Source organism: Cytobacillus solani (assembly GCF_001420595.1).
GTDB classification, from domain to species: domain Bacteria; phylum Bacillota; class Bacilli; order Bacillales; family Cytobacillaceae; genus Cytobacillus; species Cytobacillus solani.
On the sequence record NZ_LJIX01000006.1, the window covers coordinates 885,991 to 909,042 of the forward strand.

Here is a 23,052-nt window from a genome sequence, read left to right on the forward strand (position 1 = left end):
ACTATTGTCATTCCAAACCCTAATTAAATTCTTAATTTTCATTTTTGAACGTATCCTTTCTAAAAATGAATATTTGTACATAGTGTAACTGTTAATTCGTTTATTTGAAATAAAAAATCATTAAAGTTTGCTAACCTAAACTAGGATAAGAGCTCATTTTTCATGTAAGGGCAAGATGTTTAGTAAATAAGGAGATGAACGTAATGGCCTCTCCTCGCTCTGCAGCATCGCCCCATTTCTTGAAAATGAGTTCTTGCAAGAACTGGCGGTGGATGCGCTTGAGAAACAGGGATTTTCTGAAGTACAGCCACTACTGCCTTTCATTGACGCTGATAGGCTTGTCAAAGAAAGAAGATACAGGAGCATGATATAGCGGCAGCACCGCATAGCGCCTGAATATCATGAATAAGAACATTAAAAATTTTTAGTATTCAATTATGTTTTTATTGACGAACGTGTGTTCTGTATTGTAAAGTGTGTTTATGGTGATAATAGTTGGGAGTTACTCCTACTTGGAAATTACTTGAGCATTGAAGAAATTAAGACTAAGGAGCTGTTGAATGATGTCAGTTAGTTTGAATCCGTATTTGATTTTTGATGGGAACGCGAGAGAAGCTGTCCATTTTTACGAGAAAGCGCTTGGCGGAAAAGTGATGGGTATCATGACGTTCGGAGATATGCCGGCAGACCCGAATTACCCGTTGACGGATGATATGAAGAATCGAGTTATGCATGCACATTTGAAAGTTGGAGAAGCAGACCTCATGTTCAGCGATACATACGAAGGCATGCCTTATCAGCCAGGCAATACGATTCAGATGGCCATTCATCCGAAAGAAGAGGCTAGAGCTAGAGAAATCTTTGCTGCTTTGGAAGACGGCGGACAAGTCATTATGCCCCTTCAGAAGACGGATTGGAGCGCCTTGTATGGGCAAGTAAAGGACAAGTTCGGCGTTACTTTCCAAGTGAATGTCCCTGGAGAGCAATCGTAGTATTAGAAAAAAGCTTTCCGCTCTACCAACAAACAAAGCCTCTGTTTACGAATGGACAGGAGGTCAACTTATTTGCCAATACAATGTTTGTGTGGCTAATGAATAAATCCTGCGAGGTCAAGATCCTTCCAAAAAGAGTGCAATTCGGCAGTAAGAATTGCGCTCTTTCATTTTGTAAAGGAGCAGATTTTTGAAGATGAGCAAGGAATATTCAACAAAAGGGAAGAAGCGTTTAAGAAGGTAAAATTCACACATTCGCTGAATATATAGATATAGAAATTAAATAAATCGGGTTTCAAATGACGAAACCACTAGGAGTTGACCGGAGATGGAAATACGTGTGAATCAAATTGAATTGAATGGACTCACTTTTCAATATCGTGAGAGTGGGGAACCTTCTGCACCACCACTTGTTGCCCTTCACGCGCTGGGAAAAAGTGCAGAATCATGGGATCATGTGGCTGCTAGCTTAGCAGAAAAATACCGCATTTTAGCTTTAGACCAAAGAGGTCATGGTGGAAGTGCGAGAACGAGTACATACTCTTTTGAATTGATGTGTGATGACTTGCTTTATTTTGCAGATGTGTTGAATTTAGAACGGTTTACGCTAATTGGTCATTCCATGGGGGGAACAGTTTCATATCTTTTCGCGGAAACATTTCCTTCGAGGATAGAGCGGTTGATTGTTGAAGACACTCCTCCTCCTTTTCCAAATAAGCCGATCGAAATTCCTTCCGAACCTTCTGATCCTCTGCCGTTCGATTGGCTGGTTGTACCTTCGATTCTACGCCAACTTAATGAACCTAATCCTAATTGGTGGGCACGTCTCGCCGACATTATCATACCGACGCTTATTATAGGCGGTGGGGCTAGTCATATTCCTCAAAATAAATTACTGGAAGTCTCTAAGCTTATTCCTGATTGCGACCTGGTAACGATAGAGAATGCCGGGCACCATGTGCATGAGGATAATTTACCAGCCTTCTTAGCTGCCATAAAAAGTTTTCTTGATTCATGAATTTTCGAAAGCGATTATTACTACCCTGAATTATTGTAGCAATGTAAAAAGCTTGATTATAATTAAGTATGTTCTTTTATAAAAAAGATGGACAAAATCCCTTTTTACTTTTGTGGCTGCTCAGAATTACCTAGCATGTTACTCAATTAAAGGGTCAGATTGTGAAGTAAAAACAAACAACGGATATTAGACCCCTCTCTCATACCCGTTGCCTATTTATTTTAAGAAACATTCCTGTCTTGAAAGCTTTTATATGGCAATATGGAAACTAAAAGCAGCAAGATACCAAACAGTACAAATAAAACAGGTCCAGGCAGGATATGAAACAAGGCCGGAGCCATTCCTCCAAGTGCCATCCCTGAATAACGCACGAAATTAAATAAACCTAAAGCTGTTCCTCTATGCTGAATGTATTCGTTACTGATAAGCGTCGAAAAAAGAGGTGCTGAAAATCCTACCACGATTCCATATCCAAATAAAATCATGCTTAACCCAATAAGTGATTGTGTGTGAAATACACCAAACAGTATGATTAACAAGGGCATGGTGATCAAAAGTGGCATCAATAATCTGCTTAACGATATATTTTTCTGTAATTTTTTGAACAAGATGCTCCCCACAATCATGCTGACGGAGAGTGGTAAATATAACAATCCAATGAGCTGTATAGTCAGTCGATAATGATCATGGAGCAGGACGGGCAGATAAACAAGAATCGCAAAATAGATGAAAAATACTATAAAGCTAACCATGATGATACTGACGCCATTGTAATGAGAAAAAACGGCTTTATATGTCTCCATGAATCCTTTACGCTGTTTTTTAACCGTTTCAGTCTGTTTCTCGCCTGGCAGGAGATAAGCCATGAAAATAAGCAGCACAACTGCGATCATCAAAAGGAAAAGGAAGGCTCCCTCATAGCCGAAATACTCCCCAATAAAACCCCCGAAGACAGGTGAAACGGCAGGGGCAAGGGTAAGCAGAATTTGATAGGTTCCCATAGCACTGCCCCTTGCCTCACCTTCAAACTGTTGTGCCACGATACTAATGACAGCCAAAGGGATAATGCCAGCCCCGACAGCCTGAACCATCCGGAACAACAGAAATAGCGCAAAACTGTCCGTATAAGCGCAAATGACGGCTGAGACACCTATCAACACAAGGCTGACCATCAACAAACTTTTTTTATCTTTGTGATCAACCACCGTTCCTAGAAGGATTTGTATCACCGCAATAATAAAGATAAAACTGCTGACCGTGAAATTCACCGAGCTGATGGGCACATGAAAGGAATCCCGGATTATGGGGATAATCGGTGTATAGATGTTCTGGCTTAAAGAAGCAAAAAACGCGCTAATACTCAAGACATATAAAACAAACAATTTTCCCTGCGCTATATCTCTTGCCATGTGTTACTCTCCAAATGACATGTCATTATGTTTGAGATTATCGGTTATCGTTTTTAAAAAGGAGATAATGGTATCCAACTCGTCTGTATTAAAGCCGTCCAGCAAACTCAAATATCGATTTCTTACTTGCTCGTGCAGCCTTGCATGAATAGAAGCGAGTTGTTCTCCAAATTCAGTAAGGAGGTAGTGTACTTCCTTTTGATTATCTTCCTGTCTGGTTTTAACAATTATGTGTTTCTCTAGCATTTTTCGAATAGCCTTCGTAATAGCTGGCTTGGACACATGCAATGTTTCGGCAAGTGATGTGTTATTCGCAGATCCCTGTTCCTTGATGGCGGAAACGATGTGTAACTGAGTGAGTGTCCAATCCATCACCATAGAGTCTTCTGTCTCTTTTATATTGAAACTCCTTCTTTTTTGAGCAGCTTCTCTCTCTTTAATTAACTGCTGCAAAGCATTCAGTGCTTCTTTTTTTTTATCCATATGATTCATCGTATATCACCTACTTTTTATTATTATTAACCGGTTAACAATTATAGTTTACCAGTTAATAAAAAATAATATCAAGTGTTAGTTTCGTTTTTTAACAAATTGGCGCGATTACTGGAAAGGAATGCTTAAAATAAAGATGCTGTTATGTTTTCTACATTAAAATATATTATTTAGGGCGATTTTTTTATTCAACTAAACTTATAATATTAATAAAAGCAGAATAGAAATCTAAGTAGGCACTTTAGGATGAAGGGGGAAATCTCATGAATAAATTAGTAAATGACAATCTGTATGAAACGAGAAATAACCTAGTAAAAGAAATTACTTTATTAAGTGATACTGAACTTAATAGTAAGCCTGATATGAATATGTGGAGTATAGCACAAGTTTGCCATCACTTAGTTTTAGTGGAAGAGGCATCTATAAAGGCTATTGCATGGGGATTAAAAGACAATAATCGTACTCAAAAAGAACGTAAAAATGTTCAATTTATATTATTGGATAGAACGAAAAAGATTAAAGCTCCAAAAATCGTTGAACCAGATGTAGAATCATTTGAAGTTCTGCAAATAATTGATTTGTTAAACAATTCGAGAAAAAAATTGATGGCTTTTCTTAGTACTATAGAAGATAAAGCCATATTGGAGGAAAAATCAGTGAAGCATCCTGCCTTAGGTGAATTACCTCTTGATCAATGGATCGAACAGATATATTTGCATGAACAGCGACATATAGAACAAATAAAAGAGATAAAATTACTTTTAGATGTGAAGCACTAAATTTAGGAGTATAAATGGATTCTTGTGATCAAACTTATTTATAAAAATTTCTAGTAAATTAAGAAAAATATGAAGGTTCGATAGAGCGATTACAAGGTATTAATGAGGAGGAAAAAGATGAATAAACCTTATAACATCATTTTAATTTTAATGTTAATAATGAACGTTGTTATCGGGGGTGCGTTATTTCATCAAACTTCATTACTTACTGAATATAAAAGTAAGATTAACAATCTTGAATTAAAAGTGGAAGACTTGGATGGCGTTATTAAAGAACGAATTGTGCCTGGTTTGAGAGAAGTTTCAAACAAAGATGATTGGATTACACGAAATACCTATACAAAAAACGGAAAAGTAATTCTAGAGGTTATGGAAGATCCAAGTCTGAGGGCGGGAAAATCCTTTGGTTATATATTCAGTTTCTCTGAACCATTTGAAACGTTTAATAGAAAAGAATTAGCTATTTATGCCTACCACAAAGAGACAGGAGATAAAATTACAGTTGTTCCTCCAAAAATCATAACTAATCCATCTTCTGGGTATCCTAGTTTAGAACGTTTTATTGCTTTTTTTAAAATACCTATAAGTGGTTTGTGGCGATTTGAGGCAGAAATAGATGGTGAATTCTATGCTGATGTAATCCTGTTGGTAAAAGAATGAGTTTTTGAGAGTAGGTTAGTTAACTAAAGAGGTAGTTTAATAAGAAATGCTAAAATACAGTACAAACGCAAAAAAGAAGGCACTCGAATAAGTTGATTCGAATGTCTTCTTTCTGGTTTGGTACTGTTTATCCCATTTATTCAGACATGCTAATCTTTAATAATCAATCCCATTAGCGATGCAAACTGAATTGCCTGATAGGATGATACCTTGCATCCCTTTAAGCTTTCGATGGAAATAGTAAGTGTATCAAAAGCAGACGAACTAATATCGATTCCTTTTAAAGATGTTTGCTCAAAGTTCGCTCCATCAAGAATGCATTTTTGGAATTCAACCTTTTTTAGTTTGCAGTCATAAAAATCTGTACTATTTAATGAAGCTTCTTTAAATATAACTTTCTCTAGCTTAGAGTTTCCGAATCCTGCCAAGTTTAATACCGAATCCTCAAACATAACATTTCCTACGCTAGATTCTGCAAAATTAACGCCGACTAATTTGCAATTTTTAAATTCGACTCTATGAACAGAAGATTTGCTTAAATTTACATTTGATAAATCGCAATTTTCAAAGCAAACATCTGTAATATCAATATTACTAAAGTCTGTATTAGTGAACTTGCAATTCTTTATCACTGCATTATATAACCGGACTCTATCTACCGCTTTATTTTCAAAAGCGGAGTCGATGATTGTGCACATCTCGAGAATGGGGTCCTCTTCATAAAAAATATCGTGAAAATTTCTTGAAGATAACGCTGGCGAAATTTTTGGAAAGTCAATTTTCATATCATATCCTTCTTTCTATTTATTAGGCAGCTATCGAGCGAATAAAGAAAAACATATCCATAGCTGGTTACCTACTGAAAGCTTTTTGTATCATAGAGAGCAAGCTGTTATATCCTATCATCCTCTGTTTCTACACTTGCTTCAACTATTTTTGTTCTTTCCTTTTAACTATTTATTAAAAATGGTTACAATGCGACTACAACTGGGGATATTGTGGAATATGCTCGCACAAGTAAAGGGAATTCATATTATCATTTTAAAACAAAAGAGAATCTCTTTTTTGAAACATTAAATATTGAGGAAGAAAAATGGTTTGGATTGTGGCAAGAGGAAGAGAAAAAATGTCAGAGCAATAGAGAAAAGTTTTATCGAATTAACGAATTATCCGTTAAAATGGATCAACTGCAAATGGCAAGTATTGAATTTTATTCTAGAGAACATGAATCAACGTATATTGAAGAAAAAATAAATGAGTATGAAAAGCGATATGCTGACATTTATTATGAGATATTTAGTGCTGGAAATAGAGAAAATGAATGGAATATTGAAGATGTAGAATCTGCTAGTCAGATTGCAGTTACTACCATTAATGGAATTATAACCTTTACTATTAAAAGTGATATAAAAAAGAGAATGGAGCTTATGGAACGTTTTTCTAAAATTTTTTTAAAAGGCGTTGAATGAAACAACATATCTCCCTTTATATAAAAGGATAGTTATAAAAATGGAGTTTCTTGTGGCGTAGAGGACATAGATTCAAGTATTTGCCCAGAATAAACAGTTCGAGCCCATTAATCAGTCAAGTTTTAAGCCAACTAAAAAACGCTTTCCTAAATACCAGGAAAACGGCTGTATTCACATTAATAATGTAATATATATGCATCACATTCTAATGTGAAAATGAGCCTGCTTCTTAAAGGTTTTTCTTTCTTGCTTGTTAAGGATTTGCAGTTATTGGGATTGAAAGATGAAGTGATTAACTAAATGAGCTAATAAAAGCTCAAAAGCTTATTCAATTAAATGGCGTTTCTGAAAAAAGGAAAGCGTCTTTCTTCATGGAAATTGCCATATAATTGAACAACACCTTTAAAGAAATATGGATATTTATGTTAAAATATAGGGTGAATTGTGAAGGGAAATATTTATAGTAAAGAGAAAGGCACTATTTTTATTATAAAGATAGAGGGGGAAAAGCATGTCATCAAAACAAGACTACAAAGCTATAATTCGGACGGTTCGAATAGAAGATGCTGAAGCAATACTTGATATTCAACGTGAGGTCATTAAAGAAAAGGACTATTTTATAGCGGTTTCAGAAGAGTTCAATAAAACTGTGGAAGAGCACCAAGAATGGATAACAAAGATCATCGAGCATGATAGAGAAACGATGTTTGTTGCAGAAATGAATGGAAGAGTAGTAGGTTGGATCGTGTTCCTGTCACAAGAGAGACAAAGGATGCACCACACAGGATCCATCGCCATCATGCTACAGAAAGACTATCGAAATAAGGGGATCGGCAAGCTTTTGCTCAATGAGATCCTCTCATGGGCAGCGCAACATCCAGTGATCGAAAAAGTTTCGTTAGGGACGTTCTCCACGAACTCAAGAGCCATAGCGCTATATAACAAACTAGGGTTTGTCGAGGAAGGTCGCAAAGTAAAAGAGTTTAAGTTTTGCGATGATGAATATGTAGACGACGTCTTAATGTATAAGTTTGTTAAATAGGTAAGAATTATAGCTTTGATATGAAAAAGTTGACTCATGTGGTGCATTAATGGGCCATTAGGGTCCACTTTTTATATTAGTGGCGAAACAGCTTGACAGCAGCTTACGATGAATATAAAGAAAAAATACGCTAATCGAAGATATCCAGATATTCCATTAAAGGGCGCAATTCTGCAGCAAGAATTAAGCCTTTTCTTTATGTAAAGGGCTATTTTCTTGAATAAAAAAGAAGATACATTGAATTTTCATTAAAGGACAGGTTGAAATGATATAATCATTAACAATGTGAATATCATTTAAGGGGTGAATAGCATGCTTAAAATAAACAACAAATCAGATAAATTAATTGTAGTCGTTCACGAAATATATGGAATTAACCAACATATGGTGGATTTATGTGAATTACTATCAGAAGAAAATTTTGATATTATTTGTCCAGATTTATTAGAACAGGAAATCCCTTTTGATTATTCTCAAGAGGAAAAAGCTTACCAAATTTTTATGGATAATGTAGGTTTCTCAAACGGATTAAATAAAATAAAAAGTATATTATTAGATATTAAAGATGAGTATTCAAAAATATTTATCATTGGATTTAGTGTAGGGGCAACGGTTGCTTGGTTGTGTTGTGAGGAAGAATATGTTGATGGTATTGTTGGATACTATGGTTCACGTATTAGGGACTATGTAAATATAAATCCAAATTGTCCGGTATTGTTATTTTTTCCGAATGAGGAAAAATCATTTAATGTCAATGAACTAGTTTCAACGATTGATAAACCAAATATAGATGCACGTATATGTAGGGGTGAGCACGGATTTAGTGATCCATACTCTTCTAAATACAATGAAGAATTAGCTCAAAATACATTTAGAGAAACATTGAGTTTTTTAAAAAACAACTGATTTTTTCCGCAAACCGGCTAATTGAATTTCCTCTTGTATTCCATAAATAGGGCGCTATTCAGCAGCAGGAATTGGGGGGATTCAGGAAAATGCGGATTTACAACGCTAAGCCTATTTTCAGACGATCCCCCTAATGGGAGGGCTTCTTTATTTGATTTGTTTCACATAGAGAAGTTTAACGAAATCTGTTATTTTATTTAAGTAACGGGGGAGAAAGTGGGGGAATTTTCGTTATAAAAACAAGAAAACCCACTATATGAAGTGGGCCTAATTGTTACTGAACAGGCTAAAATAAACAGCTTAATAGTCCAATTATGGTGTTAACCTATTCATGTCACGCGGAAAAGCACTTGCCTCTCGAACGTTCATTAATCCAAGGAGTCTAGCAGTTAAACGTTCCAGTCCAATAGCAAAACCTCCGTGCGGCGGAACACCGTATTTGAACGTGTTTAAATAATTTTCGAAGTTTTCCTCGTTAAGCCCTTTTTCTCTGAATGATGCTACAAGCATTTCATATTCGTGAATTCGCTCACCTCCAGATGTAATTTCTAGACCTTTAAATAAGAGATCAAATGACTTAGTTAATCCGTTTTCCGAAGGCATTGTATACATAGGTCTATTTTCTTTCGGGTACTCTGTAATAAAGACAAATTCACTCCCTGTTGTTTCTTTTATATATTTTGCAATGAGTTTTTCGCCTTCAGAATTTAGGTCACCTTCCGGCATTTCTTTTTTATAATGCTTCTTTAAAATTTCACTTACATCATGTACTGTTAGTTTTGGAATTTCCGTGATAATTGGCACCTCAATTTTCAAAAGGTTTAACTCATTTTCATTTTTTTCTTTTACTTTTTCAAACATATATTTTAAAACTTCAGTTTCAAGTTCCATTAATTCTTCACAGCCTTCAATAAAACCCATTTCAACATCCAAAGAAATATATTCATTTAAATGTCTTGAGGAGTTGTGTTCTTCTGCCCGGTAAACAGCTCCAATTTCAAATACGCGCTCAAGACCTGAAGCCACCATCATCTGTTTATAAAATTGGGGAGATTGTGCCAGAAATGCTTCTTTCCCAAAATAATTAAATGTAAAAACATTGGCTCCACCCTCTGCACCTTGAGAAACAATTTTCGGTGTGAAAATTCTAATGAAACCCAGGTCTGTTAAATATTCACGAAATGCTTCTTCAAGAGTTGCTTTTATTTTAAAAATCGAAGCAATTTTTTCATGACGGAGTGATAATACCCGATGATTTAAAAGATTCTCAAGTCCTGCCTTCAATTCTTTTTTATTTACTTCAAAAGGCAGCAAACTATTTTTGTTCATCACTTTCACAGATTTTGATAACAGTTCAACGCCAAGGGATGTTTGATTTGTTGAAACCACTTCTCCAATAGCTTCTATAACACTTTCTGTTTCTACAATGAATCCAGCAAGTTCTCCTTCTAATACACATTGGATTTCACCAGTTCGATCTCTTATCACTAAAAAACTGATGTTTCCAAGATGTCTTACTTTTTTAACCCAACCTTGTACTTTTACAGTTTCTCCAACTTTTTTTACACACTCTTTGGCGAGTGTACGTTTTAGATTTGTATACATGATTTTTCCTCCCAAATTTTTCAACTTTTGATTTTTTTTATCATCATCATCATCATCCACGGACACTCACCTCCTTTAAATAAAAAAACTCCCGCCCCTGACAATTTGTCAGGGACGAGAGCTTATCTCGCGGTACCACCCTAATTGCTGCGTACACAGCCACCTCAAAGCTTATTAACGGTTGCAAACCGTCTATCCCTACTTTTTTCAGGATAACACTCACAGGTGTCTTTCAATCATTATTTAACACAATCTTTTCAGCTGCCGATTGCTCTCTTTAGTTAAAGGGAATGACTTACTTTTCCTGTTCATCGTTTTATGAATATTGTAAAAGTTATTATATCCATTCTTCTTTTTATTTTCAACAAAATCTTTATTTCCTTCAGAAAAATAGCTAATGAATTATTTCTTTTGGGAAACTTTATTAGTAAAAGTGATAAACAAGAACAGATGGCTCCTAAAAAGAACCTTCTTATTCCTAATCTTATTCAGGTGAATGGGAGAATGTATACGTTCTTCAAAATGAAATAGTATTGGCGATGGTTATTTCCCCTTTTTTCTATTGTGCGCAATTCTGCAGTAGGAATGAAGCTCTTTTTTCAAGTGAAGGACTAGATTATAGAATAAGATTAGCAGTATGATCTCGACGGTGATGAAACCTTCAATCTCACTAATCAATCTAGGACGAGAGAAAATTTATTCACTGTATTTCTTTAAAACAATTGCTGCATTATGACCTCCGAAGCCAAATGAGTTAGATAGACCCATATTTATTTTCACTTGGCGAGCAACGGATGGTACATAATCTAGATCACATAATGGATCAGGATTTTCTAAGTTAATGGTCGGAGGGATGATCCCTTCCTTTAAACTCATTGCTAAAGCAATTGCTTCAACTCCACCAGCTGCACCTAACATATGACCAATCATCGATTTATTAGCTGTTACGGGAATCTGATAAGCTTGTTGTCCAAACAACTGCTTAATAGCCATCGTTTCAGAGATGTCCCCGACTTTTGTACTTGTTGCATGGGCACTAATAACATCAATTTCTTCAGGCATTATATTGGCATTTTTTAAAGCGGATCTCATTGCAAGATAGGCACCTTTCCCTTCCGGATGTGTAGCTACGATATGGTGTGCGTCTGAACTTGCACCATATCCAATGACTTCTGCATAAATTTTTGTCCCTCTGCGTAAAGCATGAGATAAAGATTCTAAAATTAGAATTCCTGCACCTTCTGACATGACAAATCCATCTCGACTTTCATCAAATGGACGACTAGCTTTAGTAGGATCATCGTTTCTTGTTGATAATGCTGTAGCATTGCCAAAGCTTGCTATGGATAAATCTGTTATTGCTGCCTCTGTTCCACCTGCAAACATAACGTCAACTTCTCCATAACGGATAAGTCTAAAGGCTTCTCCGATAGCTGTATTTCCAATGGCACAAGCTGAAACAGGCGACATAGAAGGTCCCATCGCATTCCACTTGATACTAATTTGTGCTGCAGCAGCATTCGAAATCATAGCAGGCACTAGGGTCGGGCTGACTCTTCTTGGCCCCTTTTGTCTAAGAGCATCAATATTTTCAATTAAGGTTTCAATTCCACCTATACCTGAACCTACATATACGCCTAACCTTTCTGCATCTATACGATCGAGTTCTAAATTAGAATCTGCCCAAGCTTGTTCAGCTGCAGCCAATGCAAATTGAGAAAAACGATCTAACCGTCTAGCTTCATTCTTTCCTAAAACGCTTTCTGCATCAAAATCTTGGACGATCCCTGCTATTTTTGTCTTATGATTCGTAACATCAAATGTATCAATAGTGGATATTCCAGATTCCCCGTTAATCAGATTGTTCCAAAATGTTTGGATGCTATTTCCTATAGGAGACATGATCCCCATACCGGTAATCACAACTCTTTCCACTTTTCATCCCTCCAAATCAATCATTATCTTGTATTTTACATCTCTTTTATCCTATTACAAGGGGGAGTTTATCCTGGTATAATTGCTACTACGTTAAATTGATAAGATGAGGAGTTTTAAAAATGAATGATAAAGCGAGGCTTGAAGCGTTGTCGACATTCTTGAAAAACAAGCGTGCCCAAATTAAGCCAGAGTCTATTGGTTTGCCTGCTGGAATACGGAGAAGGACACCAGGATTACGAAGAGAAGAGGTTGCACAATTAGCAGGTGTTAGTACCACTTGGTATACATGGCTAGAGCAAGGAAGAGATATCAAGGTTTCTTCTATCGTACTAGATTGTATTTCTACAGCTCTACAATTAAATAATGATGAAAGAGACTACTTATATGACCTGGCATTAGAAGCAAAATCAGAAATTACCGATCAGAAAAAGGAGCAATCAGAGCTTAGCCCTTCTTTAAAGCGAATACTAGCTGAATTAACCTATTGTCCGACGATCATTACAGATCGACATTGCCATATTGTGGGTTGGAATCCGGCAGCTGCTCATGTTTTTTTAGATTTTGAACAAATACCGAATGATGAAAGAAATTTAATTCGTTTAGTGTTCACTAGAAAAGAATTTAAAGCATTGGCTGTCAATTGGGAGCATTTTGCAAAAGGTTTTCTTGCTATTTTCCGTACCTATTATGGACACTATTTAGGTGATGAATGGTACAACCAATTTATTAAAGAAATGAGTCGTTCACATTCAGAATTCCATGATTTATGGCGAGAAAGTCAAGTAAGTAAAGCCCCAGAAATGATCATTGAATTTAGGCATGCTAAAGCAGGCAAAATGTTGTTTAACTTAACTTCTCTCCAAGTTCAAGGGGATATGGATTTACGGTGCAGTATCTATACACCAGTAGAGGAAACAGATACAGAAAATAAATTAAAGCGATTAATGATGAGGGTTTCCGTTGAAAATGTCTAAAGTCATTTTGTTATTCCATTATTTGGTACCTATCTATAATAAGCATCAGTACTTATTTTTTAGGGACAGATTGTTTAGTAACTGTTTAGTAAAAAAATAGAGATCGTAAAGTAATGTATTTAAACTAGAAACATAGTTTAGTTGAACTAGAAAAGTTTTAATAAAAAAAGTAGGGGAAAAGAATGGACAAGGAAATAACAATTGAAGACTACAATCCAAATTGGTCTAAACAATTTGAAGAAGAAAAAGAAAAACTAGAGGAAATATTAGCTGATTAGGAACGGTAGAATGGGTGAAAAACGATAAAGAATATATTTAAAACCCAGATTATATTAGAAGAAAGGTAGTATTTTAATGAAAAATAATCGTAAATGTTTAATGGGAATATTAATAGGAGTATCAGTTATATTGGCTGCTTGTGGAAACTCATCTAACGAGTCAGGAGCAGTGTTGGACAACGATTCACAAAATAGTAACTTATCACAAAACACCAATGAAGACTCTTTTAATTCAGATTCACCTGAGAATGCCTTAAATAGCGACAACACTAATACGGATACCATTGATCAAGAAAATAATGATACAAACAAAAAAGTGGATACATCAAGCAATGTACCTGGAAAAGAAGAAGGCCTGTCTACTAATCAAACTGAAGGAAGTCTGAAGGAAAAGTATTTAAAAAAATTATATGATACTAAAAATGAAACGGAAGAATTGGAAGTAGAAGATTCATCGACATACGCTTTGAAAAAAGTGGAAAACGATAGATGGAATATTTGGGATGAATGGTTGAATGAAATTTATGGAGTTTTAAAGGAGCAACTGTCACCAGAAGAGATGAACCAATTAAGAGAAGAACAACGGAATTGGATAAAATATAGAGATGATCGTGCATTGGAAGCATCGCTAAAATATAAAGGCGGTACGCTAGAACACTTGGAATATGTGGCAGTGCTAGCTAATCTGACAGAAGAAAGATGCTTTGAATTGGTTGAAGATTATATGAAATAATTTTTCATAACGAGTATTGACTTTTATTTACGTCACCCTCTGTTACTGGATTTAGTGTGCAGACGGTAGTTTTTTTATAAAAACGTACTTAACAATCAGGCGCATTTCTGGAACAGGAAATGTGCCTTTCTTAATGAATTGAGCAGGATTGTTGAATTTTTGTTATAATGAAAATACGGAAAATTCATACTTTTTAAGTTCCGTTGCTTGGCTAATTTACAAAAAACACTAGAGGACTGAGAAACAGTGGGAAGGCCAAAAGAATTGGTCATTTTGTTGAGTGAAAAAAGTTTGCTCATTTTGTAAAAGTGAGGGAATGCTTATGTCATCATATTTCTTTGAAAACGGGTTACATGGCGTAAATGCTCATGTTGACCCCTTGGAGGTATTTGAGGGTTTACTTTGGGAGAAGGCTGGGGGTAAACCCGCAAACTGTCCATATTCAGTGTGGCAGCTTCTAAACCATATGATTTTCTGGCAAGATTTCTATCTTGCCTATCTAAAAGGTAAGGTGCCCAAACATCCAGAACATGATGAAGACTCATGGCCAGATGAAATAGCTCCGTCAAATGAAGCCGAATGGAGTGACACACTTCTTCTATTCAGTAAGGGGTTAAAGGAAGCTGAAAACGAAGCAAAAAAAGATTTAACGGAACTGAAAGACCTAGGATTGGAAAGGACTCGTGGGGACCTTTTAACCACTCTTATGGCACATAACAGTTATCATACCGGACAGATCGCACTGATTCGGCAATTAATTGGAGAATGGCCTCCACCTTCTTGGTGATACTTGGTAGCTAACCGGCGGCTACAGTTTTAAGATTGGAGAGTTCAATAAAACCAGCTAATAGTAGGCAGCTGCTTATTCAAGAATCGGGCGCTTATCAGTAGCAAGGATAGGCGCTTATTTTCCGTTTTAGGGTCAGATTGTGGAAGATCGAGCTTATAGATGATGAGGTTATTTTTGATAAAATGTGAAGTACTACACTTAATTTAACTTGGCAGGTTAGTGAATAAAATTCAGTTGACATTAAAATTTATTGATTTATAATATTCAGAAATAACGATAATTAAACGCTGTGATTAGGAGTAGTAAGGATCATTTATTGTTAAGAGAGCTGTTGGTTGGTGTAAAACAGTCAATAAATCCCTGAACTCACCTAGGAGTGGTAAGGCTGAGGTTGTCTTAACCTAAGTTTTAACGGTTTACCCCGTAATCGGTTTAGAGTGGGTTTGTTTATGTAAGTATCAAACCAAAAAGAGTGGTACCACGAAGGTAAAACCTGTCGTCTCTTATGAGATGATAGGTTTTTTATATTTAGTAAGGAGGTCTCAAAATGAAAATTAACTATCCAATTGGGTTGGTAAAAGGTGATAAAGTTGCAGTTACAGCACTTTCAAGTGGTGTAGAGAAGTCTCTACATATACTATTAGAAAAAGCTAAAAGGAACCTTGAATCTTTAGGGTATGAAGTAGTATTAGGAAACACCGTTTGGAAAGAAGAAAAAGCTAGAAGTGCAGCAAAAGAAATTAGAGCAGCAGAGTTCATGGAATTTTACACTGATCCAATGATAAAAGCTATTATCCCGCCTTGGGGAGGTCAGTTTGCAATAGAAGTTCTTCCATTAATTGATTGGGAGAACCTAAAAACACTACCTCCAAAATGGATCTTGGGATACTCAGACATAAGTACTTTTAATTTTGTTTATACGACCGCCACTGGTAATGCATCAGCTCATGGTATTAATTTTAATGAAATGTCTGCCCCGCAGCTAGATGAAACAAGTAGCCGTTGGCATGATGTATTAACTGCTAACAAAGGGTATTTAATTAAACAAAATTCATCTGAAAAATTTCAATCATCATGGGAAAAAGTATTTCAAAATCCTGCAACAGGATTTTATTTAGATACAAAAACAGAATGGAAAAGTAACGTAGAGCGAACTTCTTTTTCAGGTAGGTTAATTGGAGGGGTTCTTAATACTTTGCAATTACTTCACCGAACGCCTTTTGATAAAGTTGAAAGTTATATAGAGAATTATACAATTGATGTAGGAACCGTATGGTATTTCGAAAGCGTTGGTATGAGTGCTGCTGAAATTTACCGTGCTTTATGGCAAATGAAAATAAATGGTTGGTTTAAAAACACGAATGGCGTTCTTATTGGAAGACTTAGTGGGTATACAGCATCTAAAGACTATGAATTATTAGATGTTTTAAAGGATATTTTTACTGAAGCAAACATTCCTTTTATTTATGACGTGGACATTAGCCATTTACCACCACAGATAACCTTAGTGAATGGAGCAATAGCAAACATTCGTTATCAAAATGGAATAGGTGAAATAGAATTAAATTTAAATTAGAGTTTATATATCAGGGGTCATTTCTGAGCTTGAACTGTATATCGAATATTACAATCACAAACGTATCAAAGGAAAATTAAGAGGATTGAGTCCGGTACAGTACCGAATTCAATCCTCCATAGCAGCTTAATTTAATAGTATGTCTAACTTTTTGGGGTCACTTCAAAATAAGGAAAGCGTCTTTCTTCATGAAAAGGGCCAGATTGTTTAAGTAACTGTGCAAAATTGAGGAAAGATAATCAGTTGACCCAAATGGGGGTGGCGGATAAATTAGGCGTTACTTACCAGGCCATCAGCAATTGGGAGCGCGGGGAAACCATGCCGGATATCACAAAGCTGCCGGAGTTAGCTGTTGTATTAGGCGTTAGCAAGAGAAGGACTTTGACCAATAAGAGAACAGTATCACAAATATTGGTACAGCTTACAAATTTGATATGTATCCATAAATAGATTAGAGCAGGAAATAAAAAATCCTGCTCTAATTATTTTTAAAAAGAAAGAGTAAATTGCGGCTATTCTACTTTAACCTTGATTTTATCAATAGCGTTATATCCATAACCCTTTTTATTCCATAAAGGTGTAGTTGGTTGGCTTCGACCATATGAATCTGTTGCTTTTGACATGATCATATATTCACCTTTCCTTAATATATTCCATTCATAAGACCATGATTGCCAGCCGTAACAAGGATTTTTAGAAGGCTCTATTTTTGCATTGAGCCAATCACTTCCACCGTCTACGCTTATATCTACCTTTGTAATAACGCCATTGCCTGTCCAAGCAATCCCTTTAATAAAATGCTTACCAGTATGTAAAATTTCCAAATCTAAAGGCTTTTGAATAGTCGAGTTTACATTTATTGTAGTAACAGGGAAGGAATCCTTATTACTTTCTTTATTTGGGTAATACACGTAATCGATTGTCTGAAAGGGTCCTGTAAATTTAGAATCAATAACACTAATTTGCTTGATCCATTTTACGGATGCCATTGCATACCACTGTGGAACAATTAATCTCAGTGGATACCCGTGCTTAAACGGAATTGGTTGATTATTATACTCATATGCAATAATGGTTTCAGGGTGGAGGGCCTTCCTAATAGGTAAACTTCTTGCGTAGGTGAAAACCTCGTTATTTAGATCAGTTCTTTCTCCAAAGTCGTATCCTTCCACGACAATTTCCTTTGCATCTTCTCTTATTCTAGCAAGATCAAGTAGGTTTCGTAATGGTACACCCTTCCAATATCCTTGACTAATAGCACCCTTTCCCCATTGTTCTCCAAATACTTTTGGTTCGAAAAGGCTACGTTTATCTCCCGAACATTCAAGGACAACTTGTATTGTTTTTGAAGGCAATTGAAGAATGTCCTGCATGGACAGTATTACTGGTCTTGAAACTATCCCATTAATCGGGAGCCAATAGTTTCGTAAAGAAAGGGTTGGATAAGAAAAGTGGTTCCGCCTATAAAATAAATTATTAATCATCATGTCATTATTAATAAATTGAATGGGTGTTTCCTGATTTTCCGGTAACAAACTACGCGTCAATAAGTATGGCTTCACTTTATGGTGGTTTGAACGGTCCATAGCTTCCTCCTAATCAAAAATGCTCATATCATATGCATATGAGCAAGGCATTTTGATTAGTCATATAGGAATCAATGCATTTATGAAAGCCTCAACACTTCTTTAAAGGAGTAGTAGTTGTTGGGACAAACGACAAACAAATTTATGTAATGAGTTAGTTAGGGAGGTAATAAATTCTACAAGACATCGCCAGACAAGTTGGCTTTGTAAATCGATCTAGTAAATATCAAGCAAACGAACTCATTGCCCTTAGCATATGTCTCAGTCAAGAAATTGCTAGCACATCACTTACACAATTGTGCAGTCAGTTAGAAGCTTCCACTGGGGTACTTATGAGCTCAGAAGGACTGAATCAACGCTTTAATTCGGCAGCTGTCGTATTTCTTCGAGAAGTCTTTACTTCTCTACTCACACAAAAACTCTGTTCAAATCACTCACTTTCTGCACACGTAATCTCTATTCTCGAATTATACTTTACATATACTTACTTTTATGTTAAATTACTCAATGATAAATTTGACAAAGGGAGGTGCAAGCGATGTTAACTGTTTTTAGAATTTTGTTTGGGAAAAATGCAAAAATTGGTGATGAATTAGCACATAAAGGGAGCAGTCTGTCCTTTTTTATGCTATACAACCATATAAAAAACAGTTATCGGAGCATTGCATCTATGACAAAATACAAATAAATAACTTATTTATTTGTGTACAATTTGCTATTAATGTCTAGCACCGATAATTTGATCGGTGCTTTTTGTATTCTTCTTTAACTTAAAGGATAGATAAACTCCCTTCTATTTACTCACAAAAGATTAGAGAGTCATATGGAAGGTGAGAAACATGCAATTAAGACAAATGAATAAATATAGAAGAATAGAAGAATTCTTAAGGGAACATAAATGCCCTAATTTTAGAATGAAACAAATATTGAATGCTATTTTTAAAGAAAGAATAGATAAATACAATGAAATGAATGTACTTCCAAAATCGTTAAGGGGAATTTTGGTTAAAGAATTTGGGGAGTCTATTTTAGATGTTATCCCTTTAAAGGAACAACATTCTGAGCAAGTCACTAAAGTCTTATTTGAAATTTCGGGAAATGAAAAAGTAGAAACGGTTAATATGAAATATAAAGCTGGGTGGGAATCATTTTGTATATCTTCTCAGTGCGGTTGTAGTTTTGGGTGTAAATTTTGTGCAACAGGTGACATTGGATTAAAAAGGAATTTGACATCAGATGAAATTACTGACCAAATTCTCTATTTTCACTTACAAGGTCATTCCATTGATAGTATTTCTTTTATGGGGATGGGAGAAGCATTAGCCAATGTACAAGTTTTCGATGCCATAGATGTACTCACTGATCCTACGCTGTTTGCTTTAAGCCCTCGTAGGCTAACGATTTCTACTATTGGTATTATACCAAGCATCAAAAAAATGACTCAGAATTATCCGCAAGTTAACTTGACGTTTTCGCTACATTCTCCTTTTAATGAGCAACGAAGTAAGTTGATGCCAATTAATAATCGATATCCATTACTAGATGTGTTGGATATATTAGATGAGCATATACGAGTTACTTCCAGAAAAGTTTACATCGCTTATATTATGCTGCCTGGTGTAAATGATTCAATTGATCATGCTAAAGGAGTAGTAAGTCTTTTAAAAGGCCGATATAAAGCTGGGAGTCTATATCATGTAAATTTAATTAGATATAACCATACCGTTCGTTCTCCTTTATGGTTTGATGAAGTGGACGAAAGTCGTGTTGTTAATTTTTATAAAGAATTAAAATCATCAGGGCTCAATGTGACTATTAGAAGTCAATTTGGAATTGATATAGATGCTGCTTGTGGTCAGTTGTATGCAAATTATCAAAAGAGCGACAAGCAGTAATTTGAGGGAAAGTAATGTTTACAAAGTAGGAGGCCTCCTAATGGAGGTTAAAGGAATACATTGCAATTATTGTATTTCATATAAAAATAGTTACTATTAAAGTGAAAATATGAAAGGGCTGATGGATGAATGATGATTAACTAATCTATATTCTATTAAAAACGAATACGTTCGTACTTTAAAATATAGGATTAGTCTATTCATTTTTTTATAAGTCAGTTGATGCCTTATTAAATATGAGTGTATGACTAATCCTTCCAATTAAAAATGGGGAGGATTTTTGATTCTCTCGCAGATATGAAGTATATTTTTCATATATTTACCTATCTTCTAATGAGTAAAGGAGAGATAAAGTGAGCTCAGACACGATTGTTACGCATGTAATACTCCGTATAAGTCGTTATTATCCATCAAACTTATACGGAGTTATTTAAATAGATGGGTGGACCGACTTTGTATAAAAAGTAATACGTGTTGATATACAAAGGAGGAATTTATATGTCAATGATAAAAGTTCAAGACTTAACTTTTTCTTACCCAGGTAGCTTTGACAATATTTTTGAAGGTGTAAACTTTCAAATAGATACGGATTGGAAACTTGGATTTATCGGTAGAAATGGACGAGGGAAGACTACATTTTTTAATTTATTATTAGGTAATTATGAGTATAGTGGGAATATCATTTCATCGGTAGAATTTAATTATTTCCCTTATCCAGTTTCGGATAAAAACAAGTATACACATGAAATCTTAGAAGAAATTTGTCCCCAAGCAGAAGATTGGGAGTTTCTCCGTGAAATATCCTATCTAAATGTTGATGCTGAGGTTATGTACCGACCATTTAATACATTATCAAATGGAGAACAAACAAAGGTGCTGCTTGCTGCACTTTTTTTGAATGAGGGTCAATTTCTATTGATTGATGAGCCAACCAATCATCTAGACACTGATGCTCGAAAGGTGGTCTCTGAGTATCTACGTAAGAAAAAAGGGTTTATTTTAATTTCACATGACAGAATCTTTTTAGATGGATGTGTGGACCATATTTTATCTATAAATAGAGCAAATATTGAAGTGCAAAGTGGCAACTATTCTTCTTGGAAGCTAAATTTTGATAGACAACAAGAACACGAAGAGGCAACAAATCAGCGTTTGCAAAAAGACATTGGGAGATTAAAACAATCTTCAAAGCGATCAGCTGGTTGGTCTAGTCAAGTAGAAGCATCTAAAAATGGGACAACAAATTCGGGTTCTAAGCTGGACAAGGGTTTTGTAGGACATAAAGCGGCAAAGATGATGAAGAGAGCAAAGAACCTTGAATCAAGGCAACAAAAAGCGATTGAGGAAAAGTCAAAACTGCTAAAAAATATGGAAAAAACCGAGTCATTAAAATTAGAGCCATTGGAATTTCAGTCAAATGAATTGATTGTTTTGGCTGATGTGGCTGTTAAGTACGATGACCAAGTAGTAAATAAGCCAATTAGCTTTAACGTTGAACATGGTGACCGAATTGTACTTGATGGAAAGAACGGAAGCGGAAAAAGTAGTATTCTAAAACTAATTCTAGGAAATCCCATACAGCATACAGGCACAATTAATTTAGGTTCAGGCCTCATTATCTCCTATGTCCAACAAGATACTTCTCATTTGAAGGGACTGTTATCGGACTTTATTGAATTGCATGAGATTGATGAAACGTTATTTAAATCCATTCTACGCAAGATGGATTTTGACCGAATTCAATTTGAGAAAGATATATCTCATTATTCTGGTGGACAAAAGAAAAAGCTGCTTATAGCCAAAAGTTTATGTGAAAAAGCTCATTTATATATTTGGGATGAACCGTTAAATTTTATTGATATTTATTCGCGCATGCAGATTGAAGAGCTTATTCAAAGTTTTAATCCCACAATGGTTTTTGTTGAGCATGATCAGGCATTTCAGCAGACAGTTGCAACAAAAATGATATCTATGTAGTTGAATTTGATGAATCGAATGTTTGGAAAGTTTTGGATTGTTTAGTTTTATTTTTCAAAGATGCTGGGGATTGATCGAATAATCTCACACTCTTTAATATGCTTTGCTAAAACATCTATCTCGCCTTCAAGCGTAGATAGATGTTTTTTGTATTCAAGAAGCATTATGTCAAATCTGTAAGTTCAAAAGGAATAACTTAACTGATGATTTTAAAAGGATTTTTATAGCTGAAAGTGAGTATGGGAAATCACCACGACAAATTTTTGAGGAAAATGGTTTTGATATCGATATCATTGGTATCGTTAGGTTAGGGTAAATAGAGCTGCTTATAGATGGCGTGCTGTTTATAATGAATCAGGAGTATTAGGACTTCGAGTACATCTAAAGATAATTCAGGAAGACCAACTAAAAGAGAGCATAATACTATAACAATTTCAGATATCAATGGAATTTAAAGAAGATGACCCCTGTTGAATTCAGAAATCATCTTCTTAACGTGGCATAACCTTTTTCAAAATGTCCTTTACAACGGGTACTGTTTAAAAACTGGCTGACCTTATATTACGACCGGGCGCGATACTTCAATAACGAAGTATCGCTTTTTATTCAACTATAGTTACAGTTTTTCGTTGACGATGTTGACAAATCGTCAATATAAAATTATATTTTAATTATTAAGTTGGAGATTTACAACAAATTTTGCGAACAAAAAGAGCCAACTTCAAACTAAAGCAGAAGGGAAGTAGTCGCACGTATCTTAAGGAATAGTAGTTAATAAACTTGGTGTGTTATGGAAGAATTTGCAGAAGAATGTACTTTATAAATGCGATAACTTGGGGGTTAATGATAATGACATTGCTCGCTGCAATTTCATGGATCATCAATGGAGAAACGTAAAGCTCATACATAACATTTAAAAGATTTACCGATCAT

The 23,052-nt window shown here is 35.3% G+C and carries 22 protein-coding genes, 4 pseudogenes and 2 other annotated features; of the genes and pseudogenes, 20 read left to right on the forward strand and 6 right to left on the reverse strand.

Annotated features, from left to right (window positions below; all coding sequences use genetic code 11):
- The first annotated feature begins 563 nt into the window (after positions 1 to 563).
- Together AN957_RS06235 and AN957_RS06240 are read left to right on the forward strand one after the other, a co-directional pair.
- Positions 564 to 992: a VOC family protein gene (locus AN957_RS06235; protein ID WP_056687070.1), complete on the forward strand. Its 429-nt coding sequence runs from the start codon at positions 564 to 566 to the stop codon at positions 990 to 992.
- Between the two features lie 328 nt (positions 993 to 1,320).
- Entirely contained in the window at positions 1,321 to 2,010 is a 690-nt protein-coding gene (locus AN957_RS06240) for an alpha/beta fold hydrolase (RefSeq protein ID WP_053474691.1), read from the forward strand.
- A gap of 221 nt (positions 2,011 to 2,231) precedes the next feature.
- On the opposite strand, the gene AN957_RS06245 is transcribed toward AN957_RS06240, so the two are convergent.
- Positions 2,232 to 3,419 carry an MFS transporter gene (locus AN957_RS06245; RefSeq protein WP_056682898.1) on the reverse strand — a complete coding sequence of 396 codons (1,188 nt, stop codon included), beginning with the start codon at positions 3,417 to 3,419 and terminating at the stop codon, positions 2,232 to 2,234.
- A 3-nt stretch (positions 3,420 to 3,422) separates the two neighbouring features.
- Positions 3,423 to 3,911: a MarR family transcriptional regulator gene (locus AN957_RS06250; protein ID WP_053474693.1), complete on the reverse strand. Its 489-nt coding sequence runs from the start codon at positions 3,909 to 3,911 to the stop codon at positions 3,423 to 3,425.
- Positions 3,912 to 4,174: 263 nt separating this feature from the next.
- Here AN957_RS06250 and AN957_RS06255 point away from each other — a divergent pair, with 263 nt between their 5' ends.
- Both AN957_RS06255 and AN957_RS06260 read left to right on the forward strand, forming a co-directional pair.
- On the forward strand, positions 4,175 to 4,690 hold the full coding sequence (locus AN957_RS06255; RefSeq protein WP_053474694.1) for a DinB family protein: 516 nt from the start codon (positions 4,175 to 4,177) through the stop codon (positions 4,688 to 4,690).
- A 117-nt stretch (positions 4,691 to 4,807) separates the two neighbouring features.
- Positions 4,808 to 5,350, forward strand: a complete 543-nt coding sequence (locus AN957_RS06260; protein WP_053474695.1) for a hypothetical protein — start codon at positions 4,808 to 4,810, stop codon at positions 5,348 to 5,350.
- Between the two features lie 149 nt (positions 5,351 to 5,499).
- Here AN957_RS06260 and AN957_RS06265 read toward each other — a convergent pair whose 3' ends face one another.
- Positions 5,500 to 6,135 carry a pentapeptide repeat-containing protein gene (locus AN957_RS06265; protein WP_053474696.1) on the reverse strand — a complete coding sequence of 212 codons (636 nt, stop codon included), beginning with the start codon at positions 6,133 to 6,135 and terminating at the stop codon, positions 5,500 to 5,502.
- Between the two features lie 174 nt (positions 6,136 to 6,309).
- On the opposite strand from AN957_RS06265, the gene AN957_RS06270 reads away from it, so the two are divergent.
- The 3 genes from AN957_RS06270 to AN957_RS06280 all read left to right on the forward strand — a co-directional run bounded on the left by AN957_RS06270 (position 6,310) and on the right by AN957_RS06280 (position 8,767).
- Positions 6,310 to 6,819 carry a TetR/AcrR family transcriptional regulator gene (locus AN957_RS06270; protein ID WP_245637824.1) on the forward strand — a complete coding sequence of 170 codons (510 nt, stop codon included), beginning with the start codon at positions 6,310 to 6,312 and terminating at the stop codon, positions 6,817 to 6,819.
- Between the two features lie 511 nt (positions 6,820 to 7,330).
- On the forward strand, positions 7,331 to 7,861 hold the full coding sequence (locus AN957_RS06275; protein WP_053474697.1) for a GNAT family N-acetyltransferase: 531 nt from the start codon (positions 7,331 to 7,333) through the stop codon (positions 7,859 to 7,861).
- A 312-nt stretch (positions 7,862 to 8,173) separates the two neighbouring features.
- Complete coding sequence (locus tag AN957_RS06280; protein WP_056682901.1) at positions 8,174 to 8,767, forward strand: dienelactone hydrolase family protein; 594 nt, start codon at positions 8,174 to 8,176, stop codon at positions 8,765 to 8,767.
- 312 nt (positions 8,768 to 9,079) lie between these two features.
- On the opposite strand, the gene aspS is transcribed toward AN957_RS06280, so the two are convergent.
- Together aspS and fabF are read right to left on the reverse strand one after the other, a co-directional pair.
- The gene (aspS, locus tag AN957_RS06285; RefSeq protein ID WP_056687073.1) at positions 9,080 to 10,372 is read right to left on the reverse strand and encodes an aspartate--tRNA(Asn) ligase; all 1,293 of its coding nucleotides are present in this window, start codon (positions 10,370 to 10,372) and stop codon (positions 9,080 to 9,082) included.
- Positions 10,373 to 10,479: 107 nt separating this feature from the next.
- Positions 10,480 to 10,693 (reverse strand) — a binding site (T-box leader).
- Positions 10,694 to 11,068: 375 nt separating this feature from the next.
- Positions 11,069 to 12,307, reverse strand: coding sequence for a beta-ketoacyl-ACP synthase II (fabF, locus tag AN957_RS06295; protein WP_053474700.1), 1,239 nt, complete (start codon positions 12,305 to 12,307; stop codon positions 11,069 to 11,071).
- Between the two features lie 122 nt (positions 12,308 to 12,429).
- Between fabF and AN957_RS06300 the strand changes: the two genes are divergently transcribed.
- The 7 genes and pseudogenes from AN957_RS06300 (at position 12,430) to AN957_RS29090 (ending at position 17,111) form a co-directional block, all read left to right on the forward strand.
- Complete coding sequence (locus AN957_RS06300) at positions 12,430 to 13,284, forward strand: helix-turn-helix transcriptional regulator (RefSeq protein ID WP_053474701.1); 855 nt, start codon at positions 12,430 to 12,432, stop codon at positions 13,282 to 13,284.
- A 182-nt stretch (positions 13,285 to 13,466) separates the two neighbouring features.
- On the forward strand, positions 13,467 to 13,562 hold the full coding sequence (locus tag AN957_RS27550) for a GrpB family protein (RefSeq protein ID WP_142108044.1): 96 nt from the start codon (positions 13,467 to 13,469) through the stop codon (positions 13,560 to 13,562).
- A gap of 76 nt (positions 13,563 to 13,638) precedes the next feature.
- On the forward strand, positions 13,639 to 14,295 hold the full coding sequence (locus AN957_RS06305; protein ID WP_056682908.1) for a lysozyme inhibitor LprI family protein: 657 nt from the start codon (positions 13,639 to 13,641) through the stop codon (positions 14,293 to 14,295).
- A 322-nt stretch (positions 14,296 to 14,617) separates the two neighbouring features.
- The gene (locus AN957_RS06310) at positions 14,618 to 15,082 is read left to right on the forward strand and encodes a DinB family protein (protein WP_056682910.1); all 465 of its coding nucleotides are present in this window, start codon (positions 14,618 to 14,620) and stop codon (positions 15,080 to 15,082) included.
- A 283-nt stretch (positions 15,083 to 15,365) separates the two neighbouring features.
- Positions 15,366 to 15,592 (forward strand) — a binding site (T-box leader).
- A 40-nt stretch (positions 15,593 to 15,632) separates the two neighbouring features.
- Positions 15,633 to 16,661 carry a S66 family peptidase gene (locus AN957_RS06315; protein ID WP_053474704.1) on the forward strand — a complete coding sequence of 343 codons (1,029 nt, stop codon included), beginning with the start codon at positions 15,633 to 15,635 and terminating at the stop codon, positions 16,659 to 16,661.
- Between the two features lie 25 nt (positions 16,662 to 16,686).
- Positions 16,687 to 16,791 (forward strand): annotated as a pseudogene (locus AN957_RS26685) (IS3 family transposase); the annotation flags it as partial.
- Positions 16,792 to 16,886: 95 nt separating this feature from the next.
- Positions 16,887 to 17,111 (forward strand): helix-turn-helix domain-containing protein, encoded by a 225-nt coding sequence (locus tag AN957_RS29090; protein WP_425388872.1) that lies wholly within the window; start codon positions 16,887 to 16,889, stop codon positions 17,109 to 17,111.
- Positions 17,112 to 17,173: 62 nt separating this feature from the next.
- Here AN957_RS29090 and AN957_RS06325 read toward each other — a convergent pair whose 3' ends face one another.
- A complete protein-coding gene (locus AN957_RS06325; RefSeq protein ID WP_056682915.1) occupies positions 17,174 to 18,247 on the reverse strand; it encodes a sulfite oxidase in 1,074 nt (357 codons plus the stop codon).
- A gap of 173 nt (positions 18,248 to 18,420) precedes the next feature.
- On the opposite strand from AN957_RS06325, the pseudogene AN957_RS26690 reads away from it, so the two are divergent.
- The 6 genes and pseudogenes from AN957_RS26690 to AN957_RS26695 all read left to right on the forward strand — a co-directional run.
- Positions 18,421 to 18,705 (forward strand): annotated as a pseudogene (locus tag AN957_RS26690) (IS4 family transposase); the annotation flags it as partial.
- Positions 18,706 to 18,785: 80 nt separating this feature from the next.
- Positions 18,786 to 18,935 (forward strand): hypothetical protein, encoded by a 150-nt coding sequence (locus AN957_RS28005; RefSeq protein WP_172797601.1) that lies wholly within the window; start codon positions 18,786 to 18,788, stop codon positions 18,933 to 18,935.
- A gap of 151 nt (positions 18,936 to 19,086) precedes the next feature.
- Complete coding sequence (locus AN957_RS06330) at positions 19,087 to 20,142, forward strand: Cfr family 23S rRNA (adenine(2503)-C(8))-methyltransferase (protein WP_053474707.1); 1,056 nt, start codon at positions 19,087 to 19,089, stop codon at positions 20,140 to 20,142.
- A gap of 498 nt (positions 20,143 to 20,640) precedes the next feature.
- Positions 20,641 to 22,119, forward strand: a complete 1,479-nt coding sequence (locus AN957_RS06335; protein ID WP_053474708.1) for an Lsa family ABC-F type ribosomal protection protein — start codon at positions 20,641 to 20,643, stop codon at positions 22,117 to 22,119.
- 164 nt (positions 22,120 to 22,283) lie between these two features.
- Positions 22,284 to 22,535, forward strand: a pseudogene (locus tag AN957_RS28400) (IS3 family transposase); the annotation flags it as partial.
- 5 nt (positions 22,536 to 22,540) lie between these two features.
- A pseudogene (locus AN957_RS26695) lies at positions 22,541 to 22,624 on the forward strand (IS3 family transposase); the annotation flags it as partial.
- Positions 22,625 to 23,052: the final 428 nt, after the last annotated feature.

Excerpts from the sequence above, each read along its gene's own strand:
- AN957_RS06235 (WP_056687070.1), top strand. The coding sequence starts at position 564 with ATGTCAGTTAGTTTGAATCCGTATTTGATTTTTGATGGGAACGCGAGA.
- AN957_RS06240 (WP_053474691.1), top strand. The coding sequence starts at position 1,321 with ATGGAAATACGTGTGAATCAAATTGAATTGAATGGACTCACTTTTCAA.
- AN957_RS06245 (WP_056682898.1), bottom strand. The coding sequence starts at position 3,419 with ATGGCAAGAGATATAGCGCAGGGAAAATTGTTTGTTTTATATGTCTTG.
- AN957_RS06250 (WP_053474693.1), bottom strand. The coding sequence starts at position 3,911 with ATGAATCATATGGATAAAAAAAAAGAAGCACTGAATGCTTTGCAGCAG.
- AN957_RS06255 (WP_053474694.1), top strand. The coding sequence starts at position 4,175 with ATGAATAAATTAGTAAATGACAATCTGTATGAAACGAGAAATAACCTA.
- AN957_RS06260 (WP_053474695.1), top strand. The coding sequence starts at position 4,808 with ATGAATAAACCTTATAACATCATTTTAATTTTAATGTTAATAATGAAC.
- AN957_RS06265 (WP_053474696.1), bottom strand. The coding sequence starts at position 6,135 with ATGAAAATTGACTTTCCAAAAATTTCGCCAGCGTTATCTTCAAGAAAT.
- AN957_RS06275 (WP_053474697.1), top strand. The coding sequence starts at position 7,331 with ATGTCATCAAAACAAGACTACAAAGCTATAATTCGGACGGTTCGAATA.
- AN957_RS06280 (WP_056682901.1), top strand. The coding sequence starts at position 8,174 with ATGCTTAAAATAAACAACAAATCAGATAAATTAATTGTAGTCGTTCAC.
- aspS (WP_056687073.1), bottom strand. The coding sequence starts at position 10,372 with ATGTATACAAATCTAAAACGTACACTCGCCAAAGAGTGTGTAAAAAAA.
- AN957_RS06300 (WP_053474701.1), top strand. The coding sequence starts at position 12,430 with ATGAATGATAAAGCGAGGCTTGAAGCGTTGTCGACATTCTTGAAAAAC.
- AN957_RS27550 (WP_142108044.1), top strand. The coding sequence starts at position 13,467 with ATGGACAAGGAAATAACAATTGAAGACTACAATCCAAATTGGTCTAAA.
- AN957_RS06305 (WP_056682908.1), top strand. The coding sequence starts at position 13,639 with ATGAAAAATAATCGTAAATGTTTAATGGGAATATTAATAGGAGTATCA.
- AN957_RS06310 (WP_056682910.1), top strand. The coding sequence starts at position 14,618 with ATGTCATCATATTTCTTTGAAAACGGGTTACATGGCGTAAATGCTCAT.
- AN957_RS06315 (WP_053474704.1), top strand. The coding sequence starts at position 15,633 with ATGAAAATTAACTATCCAATTGGGTTGGTAAAAGGTGATAAAGTTGCA.
- AN957_RS06325 (WP_056682915.1), bottom strand. The coding sequence starts at position 18,247 with ATGGACCGTTCAAACCACCATAAAGTGAAGCCATACTTATTGACGCGT.
- AN957_RS28005 (WP_172797601.1), top strand. The coding sequence starts at position 18,786 with ATGTTAACTGTTTTTAGAATTTTGTTTGGGAAAAATGCAAAAATTGGT.
- AN957_RS06330 (WP_053474707.1), top strand. The coding sequence starts at position 19,087 with ATGCAATTAAGACAAATGAATAAATATAGAAGAATAGAAGAATTCTTA.
- AN957_RS06335 (WP_053474708.1), top strand. The coding sequence starts at position 20,641 with ATGTCAATGATAAAAGTTCAAGACTTAACTTTTTCTTACCCAGGTAGC.